This window comes from Paraburkholderia sp. BR10882 (genome assembly GCF_040948855.1).
GTDB classification, from domain to species: domain Bacteria; phylum Pseudomonadota; class Gammaproteobacteria; order Burkholderiales; family Burkholderiaceae; genus Paraburkholderia; species Paraburkholderia nodosa_A.
The window spans coordinates 996,276-1,009,318 of sequence record NZ_JBFPKP010000001.1 but is presented as its reverse complement, the minus strand read 5'-3'; the positions used below and the strand labels follow the sequence as shown (position 1 = coordinate 1,009,318).

Here is a 13,043-nt window from a genome sequence, read left to right as displayed (position 1 = left end):
GCGACCTGGCGGCGCGCGCCACCCGCCGTGTGCGCCGCGCCGCTTACTTCTTCTCTTCTTCGCCACCTTCAGGCGCGCCCTGTGCCGGCGCCGCCGCGCCGCCCGGCGTCACGGGCTTGAACGGGAAGCTGCTGAACATGTTCTTCGCCTGGTTCTGCATCTGCTCCTGCATCTGCACGAACATGTTCTTCGACTGCTCGATGTAGCTCGTCATCATGCCTTGCATCATCGGCGCCTGCATGTTCATGAACTGCGACCAGACTTCGGGATTCATCGCGTTGCCTTCGTAAAGGCTCTTCGACTGGTCCGCGAGCTTGTTCTGGATGTCGATGAACGCCTGGATGTTCTTTTCCAGGTAAGTGCCCATCATGCCCTGCATCGCATGTCCATAGAAACGGATGATCTGCGACAGCATCGATGACGAGAACATCGGCAGACCGCCGCTTTCCTCTTCGAGAATGATCTGCAGCAGGATGCTGCGCGTCAGATCCTCGTTGGTCTTCGCGTCGATGACCTTGAACTCCTCCTGCTCCAGCACGAGTTGCTTCACGTCCGTCAACGTGATGTACGTGCTCGTCTCCGTGTCGTACAGCCGACGATTCGGATATTTCTTGATGAGACGTTCGGCGGTTTTCTTTGTAGTCGTCATGTGTCGCCCTTGTTAGCGCCAACGCGCGGCGGCCATTGCCGTCGCGCGTTGGTCTAGCCCGGAAACGGCCTGCCCCGGTGAGCAAACAGGCCCGCTGCCGTCCTCGATCCCAGCTTCGCGCGTCCCCTGCAGGCGCGCTGCGCTCGGGATCAGCCCATGTGCAACCCGCCATTCAGCGAGAAGTCAGCACCGGTTGCGAAGCCTGACTCGTCGGACGCGAGCCACGCCACGATCGACGCGATTTCCTCCGGCGCGCCGAGACGGCGCACCGGAATCGTCGCGACGATCTTTTCCAGCACGTCGGGACGGATGGACTTCACCATGTCCGTGCCGATATAGCCCGGCGAAACGGTGTTGACCGTCACGCCCTTGGTCGCCACTTCCTGGGCCAGCGCCATCGTGAAGCCGTGAATGCCGGCCTTGGCCGTGGAATAGTTGGTCTGCCCGAACTGGCCCTTTTGGCCGTTCACCGACGAAATGTTGATGATGCGGCCCCAGCCGCGCTCGACCATGCCGTCGATCACCTGCTTCGTGACGTTGAAGAGGCTCGTGAGATTGGTGTCGATGACGGCCGTCCAGTCTTCACGCGTCATCTTGCGGAAGACGACGTCGCGCGTAATACCGGCGTTGTTCACGAGCACGTCGATTTCACCGACCTCGGCCTTGACCTTGTCGAACGCCTGGCGCGTCGAATCCCAGTCGCCCACGTTGCCTTCCGAGGCCACGAAGTCGAAACCGAGCGCCTTCTGGTCTTCCAGCCACTTCGCGCGGCGCGGCGAATGCGGGCCGCAGCCTGCGACCACCTTGAAACCCTGCTTGGCGAGGCGCTGGCAAATGCCCGTGCCGATGCCGCCCATCCCGCCCGTTACATACGCAATACGCTCTGACATAAACCACACTCCATTATCGTTTTCCGGCTGCGCCGTTCGCGGTTATTGGTCACCCCGCTGGTCACAAGCGCCGCAGCGGACCACTCGCGGTCCGCTCCGGCTGTGACATCAAGCGCGCTCGAGCGCGAGCGCCACGCCCATGCCGCCGCCGATGCACAGCGAGGCCAGGCCGCGCTTCGCGTCGCGGCGCTGCATTTCGTGCAGCAGCGTCACGAGAATCCGGCAGCCCGACGCGCCGATCGGGTGACCGATTGCAATCGCCCCGCCGTTCACGTTGATCTTCGACGTGTCCCAGCCCATCTGCTTGTTCACGGCCAGCGCCTGCGCCGCGAACGCCTCGTTGATCTCCATGAGATCGAGATCGTTCACCGACCAGCCCGCGCGCTCCAGCGCCCGCTTCGACGCCGGCACCGGGCCCATGCCCATCACCTTCGGATCGACGCCGCCGCTGGCGTACGCCTTGATGCGCGCGAGCGGCGTGAGGCCCAGCGCCTCGGCCTTCTTCGCCGACATCACCACGACCGCGGCTGCGCCGTCGTTGATGCCCGACGCGTTCGCCGCCGTCACCGTGCCTTCCTTGTTGAACGCCGGCTTCAGGCCCGCGAGCGATTCGGCCGTCACGCCGTGGCGCACGAACTCGTCGGTCCTGAACTGCAGCGGCTCACCCTTGCGTTGCGGAATTTCCACCGAGACGATCTCTTCGTCGAAACGGCCCGCCTTCTGCGCGGCTTCCGCCTTGTTCTGCGAGAGCGCCGCAAACGCGTCCTGTTCTTCGCGCGTGATGCCGTATTCCTTCGCGACGTTCTCTGCCGTCACGCCCATGTGGTACTGGTTGTACACGTCCCACAGGCCGTCGACGATCATGCTGTCGATGAGCTTCGCGTCGCCCATGCGGAAGCCGTCGCGCGAGCCCGGCAGCACGTGCGGCGCGGCGCTCATGTTCTCCTGGCCGCCGGCCACGACGATGTCCGAATCGCCCGCGATGATCGCGTTGGCCGCGAGCATCACCGCCTTCAGGCCCGAGCCGCACACCTTGTTGATCGTCATGGCGGGAACGGCCGCGGGCAGGCCCGCCTTGATCGATGCCTGGCGCGCCACGTTCTGGCCCGAACCGGCCGTCAGCACCTGACCCATGATCACGTCGCTCACCTGCTCGGGCTTCACACCCGCGCGCTCGAGCGCGGCCTTGATGACGATCGCGCCCAGGTCGGGCGCCGCCACCTTCGCGAGCGAACCGCCGAATTTACCTACTGCCGTACGTGCGGCCGAAACGATCACAATGTCAGTCATTTCCAGATCCTCCGGGCGACTTGGTGGCGCGCCATGCGCCCCGCCCGTCAAGTTGTTAATCCGAATTCCGCAGCAAGCGTATCAAGCGCATCAATCGCGCTGCTGCACATAGCGCCCCGGCGCCGGTTCGATCTCGGGGAATTCCGCCGAGCCGGCTTGCGCACGCGGCTTCACCTTCTTGCCGCCGTACTGATCGAGCCATTCGGCCCAGGTCGGCCACCAGCTGCCGGGTTTTTCCTCGGCAGCCGCGAACCAGTCGTCGGCTTCTTCCGGCAGATGCTTCGCGTCGGCCTCGACGCTCCAGAAGCTGCGCTTGTTCTTCGACGCCGGGTTGATCACGCCGGCGATATGGCCCGACGCGCCAAGCACGAATTTCAGCGGCCCGGCCAGCAACGGCACCGACGCATACGCCGTGCGCCAGGGCACGATGTGATCCTCGCGCGAACCGTAGATGAAGGTCGGCACGTCGATGCGCGACAGATCCACTTCCTCGCCGCACACCGTGAGCGCGCCCGGCTCACGCAGCTTGTTTTCAAGGTACGTATTGCGCAGGTACCACGCGTACATCGGCCCCGGCAGGCTCGTCGAGTCGCTGTTCCAGAACAGCAGGTCGAACGGCGCGGGCGTACGGCCCTTCAGATAATTGTCGACGACGTAGTTCCAGACCAGATCGTTGGGCCGCAGGAACGAGAACGTGTTCGCGAACTCGACGCCGCGCATGAGCCCCGGCGTGCCGCCGTTCTTGCCGCCGATGGTCTGCTCACGCATCTGCACGTGGGCTTCGTCGACGAACACATCGAGCACGCCCGTGTCGCCGAAGTCGAGCATCGCGGTGAGCAGCGTCATCGATGCAGCGGGATGTTCGCCGCGCGCCGCCGCGACGGCCAGCGCCGTGGCGAGGAGCGTGCCGCCCACGCAAAAACCGAGCGTGTTGATCTGCTCGCGCTCGCTGATGCTGCGCGTCGTCTCGATCGCCGTGAGCACGCCCTCTTCGATGTAGTCGTCCCAGGACCGGTCCGCGATCGACGCGTCGCCGTTGTGCCACGAGACGAGGAACACCTGCTGCCCCTGCTCCAGCGCATACGCGACGAGCGAGTTCTCGGGCTGCAGGTCGAGGATGTAGTACTTGTTGATGCACGGCGGCACGATCAGAAGCGGCCGCTCGCGCACGGTGGCCGTGCGCGGCTTGTACTGGATCAGCTGGAATAGCGCGTTTTCGAATACGACCGAACCTTCGGTGGTCGCGAGGTTGCGGCCCACCACAAAGCGCGACTCGTCGGTTTGCGAAATCTTGCCGCGCGACATGTCGCCGATCAGGTTCATCACACCCTGGCGCAGGCTCTCGCCATGGGTTTCGAGCAAGGCGCTCTGCGCGTCGGGATTGAGCGCGAGGAAGTTGCTGGGCGAAGCTGCCGCGGTCCACTGCTGAACGGCGAAGCGAATGCGCTCGCGCGTCTTCGCATCGGTATCGAGCGCGTCGACGAGTTCGTGCAGGTAGCGCGCGTTGAGCAGATACCACGCCGCCGTGAATGCATACGCGGGCGTGGCCTTCCAGGCGTCGGAACTGAAGCGCCGGTCCTTGAGTTCGGGCGCCTTGGGCGTGGTGTCGGTGGCCTGACGCAGCAAGTCGAGCGCGTCGCGCGAATATTCCGCCTGCAGATGCTGAAGGCGCGTGGGTTCGATCGATGCCGTGGGAAGCTTGAAACCTTCGAACGGGTTCGCGCCACCGAACGGATTGGCTGCGCCGAAAGGACTGCCGGCAGCGAACGGATTGCCCGCGGCGAAGGGATTACCGGCTGCAAATGGATTGCCGGCAGCAAAAGGATTGGACGCAGCGAAAGGGTTGCCTGCGGCAAAGGGATTACCCGCAGCGAAAGGATTGCCCGGCGCGCCGTTGCCCGCCGGCGGCCACCAGTTGGCCGCGAGTCCCGCGAAGGGCGCTTGCTGCGCCGCGCCGCCGGTTTGCTGCGCAGCATTCAGGGCGCTCTTCCAGGCGTTCGTCCACGCGTCGAGATACTGCTGCATGCCGGCTGCGTCGGGAGCAAAAGGCGGGTTGCCGCGCGTCGCACCATCAGTTGAGGCGCCCGTGCCCGGGGCAGTCTTGGAACGTTGAGATGCCGTCATGCCTGCTTTTGACCGATGTGTCCCGAAGGACTGGTTGAGAGGCAGGTGGTACGCATACGGGCGCCGTTGCGGCGCTTGTCACGACCTGTCCCGTGGGTGAAGGACATTCTTGCTCCCCATTGCAAAGCGTGTCAATGCTTGTGCCCGATTTTGCCGCGCTGCGATATTTTTTTAATTATCGTTTTCCCGATGTAATCAATTGTTTAACTGCCGCGACACATTGCTGTGCGGTCTGGCGCACAAAAATCCGCCGTGGCGGCAAGCGTTTGCAGTGCAATGCGGTAATCGGGGAGCTAATGCACCGTGAGAGGAGCACAGTGCGTTGCGGGAATAGCTGCAGCGCAACAAAAATCGTCTGACTCGCCACGCGCCGCCGCGCCGTTTCACGACGGCGGCGCGGCGCAGCGAGGTCAGGGATTGAGCCAGATCAGCGCGGCCATGCGGCCGGTGACGCGATCGCGCCGGTACGAATAGAAGCGCTCGCGCAGCGTAACCGTGCACAGGTCGCCGCCGCTCACGTGGCGCACGCCGAGCGTATCGAGCCGCAGCCGCGCCAGCGCGGGAAGATCTGCAAGGTATTTGCCGCTCGCCTCGGGGCGCGCCACGAAGGCCGCCGCGGTGGCGGCGCGATGGGCATCGCGTCGCGCCGCGTCGACCTGCTCCGCATGGGTCATGAACGCGTCGCGCACGTCGGCGCCGACCTCGAAGGCCGTCGGCCCGATCGCGGGGCCGAGGTACGCATGCAGGTCGGCCGTCGCACAGCCGGCGAGCGCCGCGACGCGCTCGGCCGTGCGCTCGATGACGCCCGCGGCCAGCCCGCGCCAGCCCGCGTGCGCGGCGCCCACGGCACGGCCCTCGCCATCGCAGAGCAAGACGGGCATGCAGTCGGCCACCATCACCGTGCAGGCGATGCCGGGCTCGGCGCTCACGCTCGCATCGGCTTCGAGCGGGGCGCCCGCGCGCGCGGCCGCAAGCGCCTGCGCGGCGTCGACCACGATCGGACCGTGGATCTGCTTGAGCCACGCGGCCGGCACGCCCACATGCGCGAGCAGCCGCTCGCGGTTCGCCTCGACGTGCGCAAGATCGTCGCCGGAGCCGCGGCCGAGATTCAGGCCGCCGGGGAGATCCATGCCTTCACCGCCCTGCGCCGCCTGCCAACGCCCGAATGGCGGCTCGCTCACGCCGCCGTCGCGCGTCGTCACCAGGGCGCGTACGCGCGGCGAAACCTGCCAGTCGGGATGCAGCAAAGCGTCGGATGTCAGTTCCGGGCAGGTCGTCATGCGTGCTTATCCTCGGTCTGCTCGTCGTCTTCGTCGTCTTCGTCATCTTCTTCGTCGCTGCCGATCACGTAGCCTTCGTCGGTGTACGCGCTGTCGAACATGTCCTCATCGAAGCCGGCTTCGTCCTCGTCTTCCTCGCCGCCGAAGCCGAGCGCCTCGATCAGCGCGTCCAGGTCGTCGGGCACTTCGGCGCGCCATTGCATCGAGCGGCCCGTGACCGGATGAACGAGGCCGAGACGCCACGCATGCAGCGCCTGGCGCGCGAAGCCATCGGGCAGCGCCGCGACCGAGCGCTTGCCGCGCGCGTGGCCATACACCGGATCGCCCAGCAGCGGATGACCGATGTGCGCGCAGTGAACACGAATCTGATGTGTGCGCCCCGTTTCCAGGTCGCAATGAATGGCGCTCACGGGCTGGTTGTGCCAGAGCGTCTTGTCGATGCGCCGGAAGTGCGTGCGCGCGGGCTTGCCCGACGCGCCCTTCACCACCGCCATGCGCGTGCGCTCGCGCGGGTCGCGGCCGATGGGTGCGTCGATGGTGCCTTCCTCGGCCATGTTGCCCCACACGAGCGCGAGATAGCGGCGCTTGACCGTGCGCGCCTGCAGCTGGCGAACGAGGTCCGTCTGCGCCTCTAGCGTGCGCGCGACGACCATCAACCCGGACGTTTCCTTGTCGAGCCGATGCACGATTCCCGCGCGCGGCAGACCCGCCGCGGCTTCGCCATAGCGATGCAGGAGACCGTTGAGAAGCGTGCCGCTCCAGTTGCCCGCGGCCGGATGCACGACGAGCCCGGCGGGCTTGTTGATGACGACGATGGCGTCGTCCTCGTAGACGATGTCGAGCGGCACCGGCTCGGGCGCGAACGCCAGCTGCTCGGGCAGGAGGTCCGGCACGAGCTCGATGGTCGCGCCGAGCGGCACCGGCTGGCGCACCTTGGCCGGCTTGCCGTCCACGCGCACGCGCTGCTCTTCGATCCAGCCCTGCAGACGGCTGCGTGAAAATTCCGGAAATACCTTGGCGAGCACCTTGTCGAGGCGCTCGCCGGCGAGCTCATCTGGCACCTGAACCGAGCGCGGGGCTTCGTCGCCGCGCGCACGCGGGGCGCCGCCGACGCCCTCGCCTGCGAGTTCGTCGTCGAGCCCCTCACTGGAGGCTGCGTCATCGGGCGCATCGCCCAGGCTATAATCTCTGATGCTGTTTTGGGCGCCGGGAGCGCCGGCCCCCGGAATAACTGTACGGGTCATTGAGTCTGGGTCACCTGTAGACCTGAAGCTGGACTGGATAAATGCGAGCCTTGAACACGATTACGAAACTGGCCCAACACGCGGTGGCCCGAAACGCAATGCGCGCGACGCGAGCAAACACGCTCGGCAAGATTGGCAACATCATTCGGCTTGCTGCTTGCGGCGCGGCGTTCGCCGTGGTCGCGGCCTGCCACGGCCTGCCGGAAAAGACCGACGAAACGGCAGCGTGGAACAACAACAAATTATATACGGAGGCCCAGGACGCGCTCTCCGGCGGCGACTGGGGCAAGTGCGCAAAATATTTTGAAGCACTCCAGGGCCGCGACCCGTTCGGCCACTTCGCCCAGCAGGCGCAGATCAACGTGGCCTACTGCAACTGGAAGGACAACGAGAACGACGCCGCCGACCAGGCGATCAACCGCTTCATCCAGTTGCACCCGGATCACCCGGACATCGCCTATGCGTACTATCTCAAGGGCATGATCCACTTCAACGACGACTTGGGTCTGTTCGGCCGCTTCTCGGGCCAGGACATGAGCGAGCGCGACCCGAAGTCGCTGCGCGAGTCGTATGACGCGTTCAAGGTGGTGGTCGACAAGTATCCGCAGAGCAAGTACGCGCCGGACGCCGCCCAGCGCATGCGCTACATCGTGAACGCGCTCGCCTCGCACGAAGTGCACGCGGCCGACTACTACTATCGCCGCGGCGCCTATGTGGCGGCCATCAACCGAGCGCAGCTCGCGATTCAGGACTACAAGAGCGCGCCGGCAATCGAAGACGCGCTGCACATCATGATCCTGTCGTACCAGAAGCTCGATCAGCCGCAGCTCGCCGAAGACACGCGCCGCGTGCTCGCCGGCACCTTCCCGGACAGCCCGTACATCACCGGTCACGCGCGTCCCGGCAAGGAAAACAAGTCCTGGTGGCAGATCTGGTGATCGCCGCGCCTCTAGCCTGAGGCCCGCAGCAAAGCAAAACGCCACGGTTTCCCGTGGCGTTTTTTTTGGCTTCGGCGGCCGCAGCGCAGGCTACGCGCCTGCGCTGTCGCGGCGTTTGCTCAGTCGCGCTCGAACAACGCGATCGATTCCACGTGCGACGTGTGCGGGAACATGTTGACCACGCCCGCGCCCTTGAGCCGATAGCCGGCCTCGTTGACGAGCACGCCCGCGTCGCGGGCTAGCGTCCCGGGACTGCACGACACATAGACGATGCGTTTGGGCAGCGGGCCATTGCCGCTCTGCGCGATTTCCGCGAGCGCCTGTGAAACGGCGAACGCGCCTTCGCGCGGCGGGTCGACGAGGAACTTGTCGAAGTGACCGAGCGCGCGGATGTCGTCGGCGGTGACTTCGAACAGGTTGCGGCACGCAAACGACGTGTGGCCGTCCACGGCGTTGGCGCGGGCATTTTCGAGCGCGCGCGCCGTCAGCGTATCGCTGCCTTCGATCCCCACCACTTCGCGCGCGAGACGCGCGAGCGGCAGCGTGAAGTTGCCGATACCGCAGAACAGATCGAGCACGCGGTCGCCGGCCTCGGGCGCGAGCAGGCGCAGCGCGCGGCCCACCAGCACGCGGTTGATCTGGTGATTCACCTGGGTGAAGTCCGTCGGCTTGAACGGCATGCGAATGCCGTATTCGGGCAGCGTGTAGTCCAGCTCCTTGTCGAGCGGATAGAACGGGAACACCGTGTCCGGGCCCTTCGGCTGCAGCCAGAACTGGACGTTGTGCGCGTCCGCGAACGCGCGCAGCAGGTCTTCGTCGGCGGCCGTGAGCGGCTCGAGAATACGCAGCACGAGCGCCGTCACGCTTGAGCCCACCGCGAGTTCGATCTGCGGCGTGCGATCGCGAATCGACAGCGCGGCCACCAGATGGCGCAGCGGCACGAGCATCGCCGAGACGTTCGGCGGCAGCACTTCGCAGCTCGTCATGTCGGCCACGTAGCTGCTCTTCTTCTCGTGGAAGCCGACCAGCACACCGCCCTTCTTCGGCACATTGCGCACCGTGAGGCGCGCACGATAGCGGTAGCCCCACGACGGCCCGTGAATCGGCCGGAACATCGTCTCCGAGCGCACCTTCGAGAGGTGCATGAGGTTATCTTCGAGCACGCGCTGCTTGACGGCGATCTGCGCTCGCACGTCGAGGTGCTGCATCGAGCAGCCGCCGCAGGTGCCGAAGAACGCGCATTGCGGCTTCGTGCGGATCGCGCTCTCGCGCAGCACGTCGACCACCTGCGCCTGTTCGAACGTGGGCTTCTTGCGGTAGCTCAGGTAGGTCACGCGCTCGCCCGGCAACGCGCCCTCGACGAAGATCACCTTGCCGGGCTCGCCCGTCTCGGTCACGGTGCGGCCAACGCCGCGGGCCTCCATGTCGAGCGACTCGATCTCGAGAATGGGGGCATGAGCGACCGAAGCTTCGATGGCGGCGCGCTTTTCGGCGCGGCGCTCGCGCTTGCTGCGCTTTTTCGGGGACGTGGACGGCATGGGCTCGGCCTGGGCAGGCTCGGCTTGAGGGTCGGGGGCAGCTTGAGACACCAGCGGATTCCTGACTGACGATGAGTGAATTGTGGGCGAAGGCGAGATTGTAGTCGAAGTCGGCGCCCGCGCTGCGTCGCTGCTGTTTTCGAGGTGGTCCGGTCGTGCTCGCTGCGCCCCGCAGTCACCGCGGCCATCGCATTCGTCATACGACACGTCGGGAGAAACCAGGCTAGGGTTAAGCGTGCGTGCGGGAATCCCCGCCGCACCATACGAGGAGCGTGCCGATGAAACTGGTGAGCTGGAATGTGCAGTGGGGCCGCGACGCTTCTGGCGTCGTCGATCTCGCGCGCACGGTGCGCGAGGCGCAGCGCCTCGCCGACTTCGACGTGCTGTGCCTGCAGGAGATCACGCGCGGCTTCCGGGCGCTGCCGGGTGGTCCCGGCGACGATCAGTTCGCCGAACTGCGCGCGCTGCTGCCCGGCTATACGGTCATCGAGGCGATCGGCGCCGACTTGCCTGCGCCGCGTGGCGCGCGAGCCTCCAGTCAAGGCACGGCGCAGATGCCGCGCCGCCAGTTCGGCAACGCGCTCGCCACGCGCTTGCCGCTCGCGCAGGTTTTTCGCCATGCTCTGCCGTGGCCCGCCGACTCCACCGCACCCTCGATGCAACGCGTGGCGCTCGAAGCCGTGCTCGACGTGCCGGGCGGCGCGCTGCGCGTGCTGGTCACGCATCTGGAGTTTTATTCGCTGCGCCAGCGGCTCGCGCAAGTCGACGAGCTGCGGCGCCTGCAGCAGGAAGCCGCCGATCACGCGGCGCATCCCGCGCCCGCCGAAAACGATGTGGGCCCGTTCGCCCGCACCGCGCGCCCGCTATCCGCGATCGTCTGCGGCGACTTCAACAGCGCATGGGGCAGCGAGGCGTACACGCGCATGCTCGAACCGCTCGCGGGCAGCCCAGCCTTCATCGACGCGTGGACCGCGCTGCATGCGGGCGCGACGCCGCCGCCAACGGCCGGCGTCTATGACACGAAGCAATGGTCGGACGGTCCGCTCGCGTGCGACTTCGTCTTCATCACGGAGGATTTGCGCCCACGCTTGCGAAGCTGCGAGATAGACGGCGCGACCCAGGCTTCGGATCATCAGCCGATCGTGCTCGAACTCGGCTGAGGGACGACGCCGTGCCTAGCTCGCGAAGGCCTCGAGATACTCGCCCCAATGCGGTGCGGATTCCGCGGCGAGCGACTGCTTCACGAACTCGATCTCATCCGCATATTCGCGCTCTGTGAAACCGCCGCGCATCATCTGAAACCGGCAATAGAGCAGATACGTGTTGACCACGTCGGTTTCGCAGTAGTTGCGGATCTCCTCGATGCGGCCTTCCTGAAACGCGGTCCACACCTGGCCGCCGTCCATGCCGAGCTTGCCCGGAAAACCGCAGAGCTTCGCGAGCGCGTCGAGCGGTGCGTTAGCGCGCGGCTGATACATCGCGAGGACATCCATCAGGTCGGTGTGACGCGTGTGGTAGCGGCTAAGGTAGTTGTTCCACTTGAACTCGCGGTCCTCTTCACCCGTTTCCCAGTAGCGCACCGCGCGAATGCCGTGCACGAGCGCACGATAGTGCAGCACCGGCAAGTCGAAGCCGCCGCCGTTCCACGACACGAGCTGCGGCGAGTACTTCTCGATCGTGCGGTAGAACGAATCGATCAGGCGCGCCTCGCCGTCTTCGGGCGTGCCGAGCGAGCGCACGCGAAAGCCCTGGCCGTCGCGAAATACGCACGAGATAGCAGCGACACGCTGCAGGTGATGCGGCAGGAAATCGCTGCCGGTTTTCTCGCGGCGCGCGGCGAAGGCGTGCTCGGCGACTTCGGTGTCGGTGAGCGCGGCGGGCAGATCGTCGAGACGGCGAATGCCGTCGACATCGGGAATCGTCTCGATGTCGAATACGAGTACAGGAACTGTCATTCAGATGGACTGCGAGGGTTTAGAGTACGGCGTCCTTGCGCACGCCGTTCGAAGCGAAAAAGCGCTTGAGGCGCACCAGCGCTTCCTGCTGGATCTGCCGCACGCGCTCGCGGGTGAGGCCCATTTCGTCGGCCAGCTCTTCGAGCGTGGCGGGCTCGATATGGTTCAGCCCGAAGCGCCGTTCGATGACATGGCGATGCTTATCGGATAACCGGCCGAGCCACGCGCGTGTAAGCGTTTCCAGTTCGCGATGCTGCACCTCGGCATCGGGCGACTGGCTCTGGTCGTCCGAGAGCAGGTCGAGCAGGCTGCTAGCCGGGTCGAGGTCGAGCGGAGCGTCGAGCGAGGCCGTGTGTTCGTTGAGCGCGAGAATGTCGGTGACTTCCTCGGTGGTCTTGCCCGTGAGATACGCGATGTCGTCGATGCTCGCGTCGCGCCGCTCCGAGGCCGAATCGGCGTTGAGCGAGTTCTTCTCCAGATGTCGCTTCGCGCGCAGCACCTGGTTGAGCTCACGGATCACGTGCACCGGCAAACGCACGGTGCGCGCCTGGTTCATGATCGCGCGCTCGATGCTCTGGCGGATCCACCACGTCGCATACGTCGAGAAACGGAAGCCGCGCGTGGGATCGAACTTCTCGATCGCGTGCATGAGGCCGAGGTTGCCCTCCTCGATCAGGTCGAGCAGCGGCACGCCGCGATTGAGGTAACCCTTGGCAATGCTGACGACGAGGCGCAGATTGCGCTCGATCATGACCTGACGCGCTTCGAACTCGCCGGCTTTGGCGAGCCGCGAGTAGCGCTGCTCCTCCTCGACGGTGAGCAGCGGCTTCACGCTGATCCGGTTCAGATAATGCTGGATAGTGTCGGCCGTGAGTTCGGCCTGCAGCATGGCGCGGAAATCGTCGGCGTCGGGTGCGGCATCGGCGGTTTCGGTGCCCTCGCCCGAGCCGCCTTCGTCGGACTGCGAATCGCGCTCTTCACGCTCCTCGCGCTCTTCGTAGTCGCGGCCGCCGTCGAGTTCGGGCGACGCGTCGTCGTCGCCCGCCTGCGCGCCGTCCTCCACCGAAACCTGGGCGGCTTGGCTGTCAGACTCGGATTGCTGCAGACGGCGCTTCGATTTCGGCATGGTCGGCTC

At 65.8% G+C, this 13,043-nt stretch carries 11 protein-coding genes; 2 read left to right on the top strand and 9 right to left on the bottom strand.

All coding sequences use genetic code 11. The features are described from left to right. Positions 1 to 43: 43 nt before the first annotated feature. The 6 genes from phaR to AB3X99_RS04695 form a co-directional block, all read right to left on the bottom strand. Positions 44 to 649: a polyhydroxyalkanoate synthesis repressor PhaR gene (phaR, locus tag AB3X99_RS04720; RefSeq protein WP_133186007.1), complete on the bottom strand. Its 606-nt coding sequence runs from the start codon at positions 647 to 649 to the stop codon at positions 44 to 46. Positions 650 to 798: 149 nt separating this feature from the next. Then, positions 799 to 1,539: a 3-ketoacyl-ACP reductase gene (locus AB3X99_RS04715; protein WP_069268124.1), complete on the bottom strand. Its 741-nt coding sequence runs from the start codon at positions 1,537 to 1,539 to the stop codon at positions 799 to 801. Between the two features lie 108 nt (positions 1,540 to 1,647). Further along, positions 1,648 to 2,829 (bottom strand): acetyl-CoA C-acetyltransferase, encoded by a 1,182-nt coding sequence (locus AB3X99_RS04710; protein WP_342945703.1) that lies wholly within the window; start codon positions 2,827 to 2,829, stop codon positions 1,648 to 1,650. A 90-nt stretch (positions 2,830 to 2,919) separates the two neighbouring features. Continuing rightward, entirely contained in the window at positions 2,920 to 4,854 is a 1,935-nt protein-coding gene (phaC, locus tag AB3X99_RS04705; protein WP_368616225.1) for a class I poly(R)-hydroxyalkanoic acid synthase, read from the bottom strand. Positions 4,855 to 5,363: 509 nt separating this feature from the next. Continuing rightward, the gene (gene pgeF / locus AB3X99_RS04700; protein WP_368616224.1) at positions 5,364 to 6,233 is read right to left on the bottom strand and encodes a peptidoglycan editing factor PgeF; all 870 of its coding nucleotides are present in this window, start codon (positions 6,231 to 6,233) and stop codon (positions 5,364 to 5,366) included. After that, a complete protein-coding gene (locus AB3X99_RS04695) occupies positions 6,230 to 7,477 on the bottom strand; it encodes an RluA family pseudouridine synthase (protein ID WP_368616223.1) in 1,248 nt (415 codons plus the stop codon). The genes pgeF and AB3X99_RS04695 overlap by 4 nt, the downstream gene beginning before the upstream one ends. A 41-nt stretch (positions 7,478 to 7,518) precedes the next feature. On the opposite strand from AB3X99_RS04695, the gene AB3X99_RS04690 reads away from it, so the two are divergent. After that, a complete protein-coding gene (locus AB3X99_RS04690) occupies positions 7,519 to 8,415 on the top strand; it encodes an outer membrane protein assembly factor BamD (RefSeq protein WP_083245503.1) in 897 nt (298 codons plus the stop codon). 119 nt (positions 8,416 to 8,534) lie between these two features. Here AB3X99_RS04690 and rlmD read toward each other — a convergent pair whose 3' ends face one another. After that, complete coding sequence (gene rlmD, locus AB3X99_RS04685) at positions 8,535 to 9,953, bottom strand: 23S rRNA (uracil(1939)-C(5))-methyltransferase RlmD (protein WP_368616264.1); 1,419 nt, start codon at positions 9,951 to 9,953, stop codon at positions 8,535 to 8,537. Positions 9,954 to 10,231: 278 nt separating this feature from the next. On the opposite strand from rlmD, the gene AB3X99_RS04680 reads away from it, so the two are divergent. Further along, the gene (locus AB3X99_RS04680; RefSeq protein ID WP_368616222.1) at positions 10,232 to 11,113 is read left to right on the top strand and encodes an endonuclease/exonuclease/phosphatase family protein; all 882 of its coding nucleotides are present in this window, start codon (positions 10,232 to 10,234) and stop codon (positions 11,111 to 11,113) included. A 15-nt stretch (positions 11,114 to 11,128) separates the two neighbouring features. On the opposite strand, the gene AB3X99_RS04675 is transcribed toward AB3X99_RS04680, so the two are convergent. Next, positions 11,129 to 11,908: a 3'-5' exonuclease gene (locus AB3X99_RS04675; protein ID WP_368606703.1), complete on the bottom strand. Its 780-nt coding sequence runs from the start codon at positions 11,906 to 11,908 to the stop codon at positions 11,129 to 11,131. A 19-nt stretch (positions 11,909 to 11,927) separates the two neighbouring features. Next, complete coding sequence (gene rpoS / locus AB3X99_RS04670) at positions 11,928 to 13,034, bottom strand: RNA polymerase sigma factor RpoS (protein ID WP_069267496.1); 1,107 nt, start codon at positions 13,032 to 13,034, stop codon at positions 11,928 to 11,930. Positions 13,035 to 13,043 lie beyond the last annotated feature (9 nt).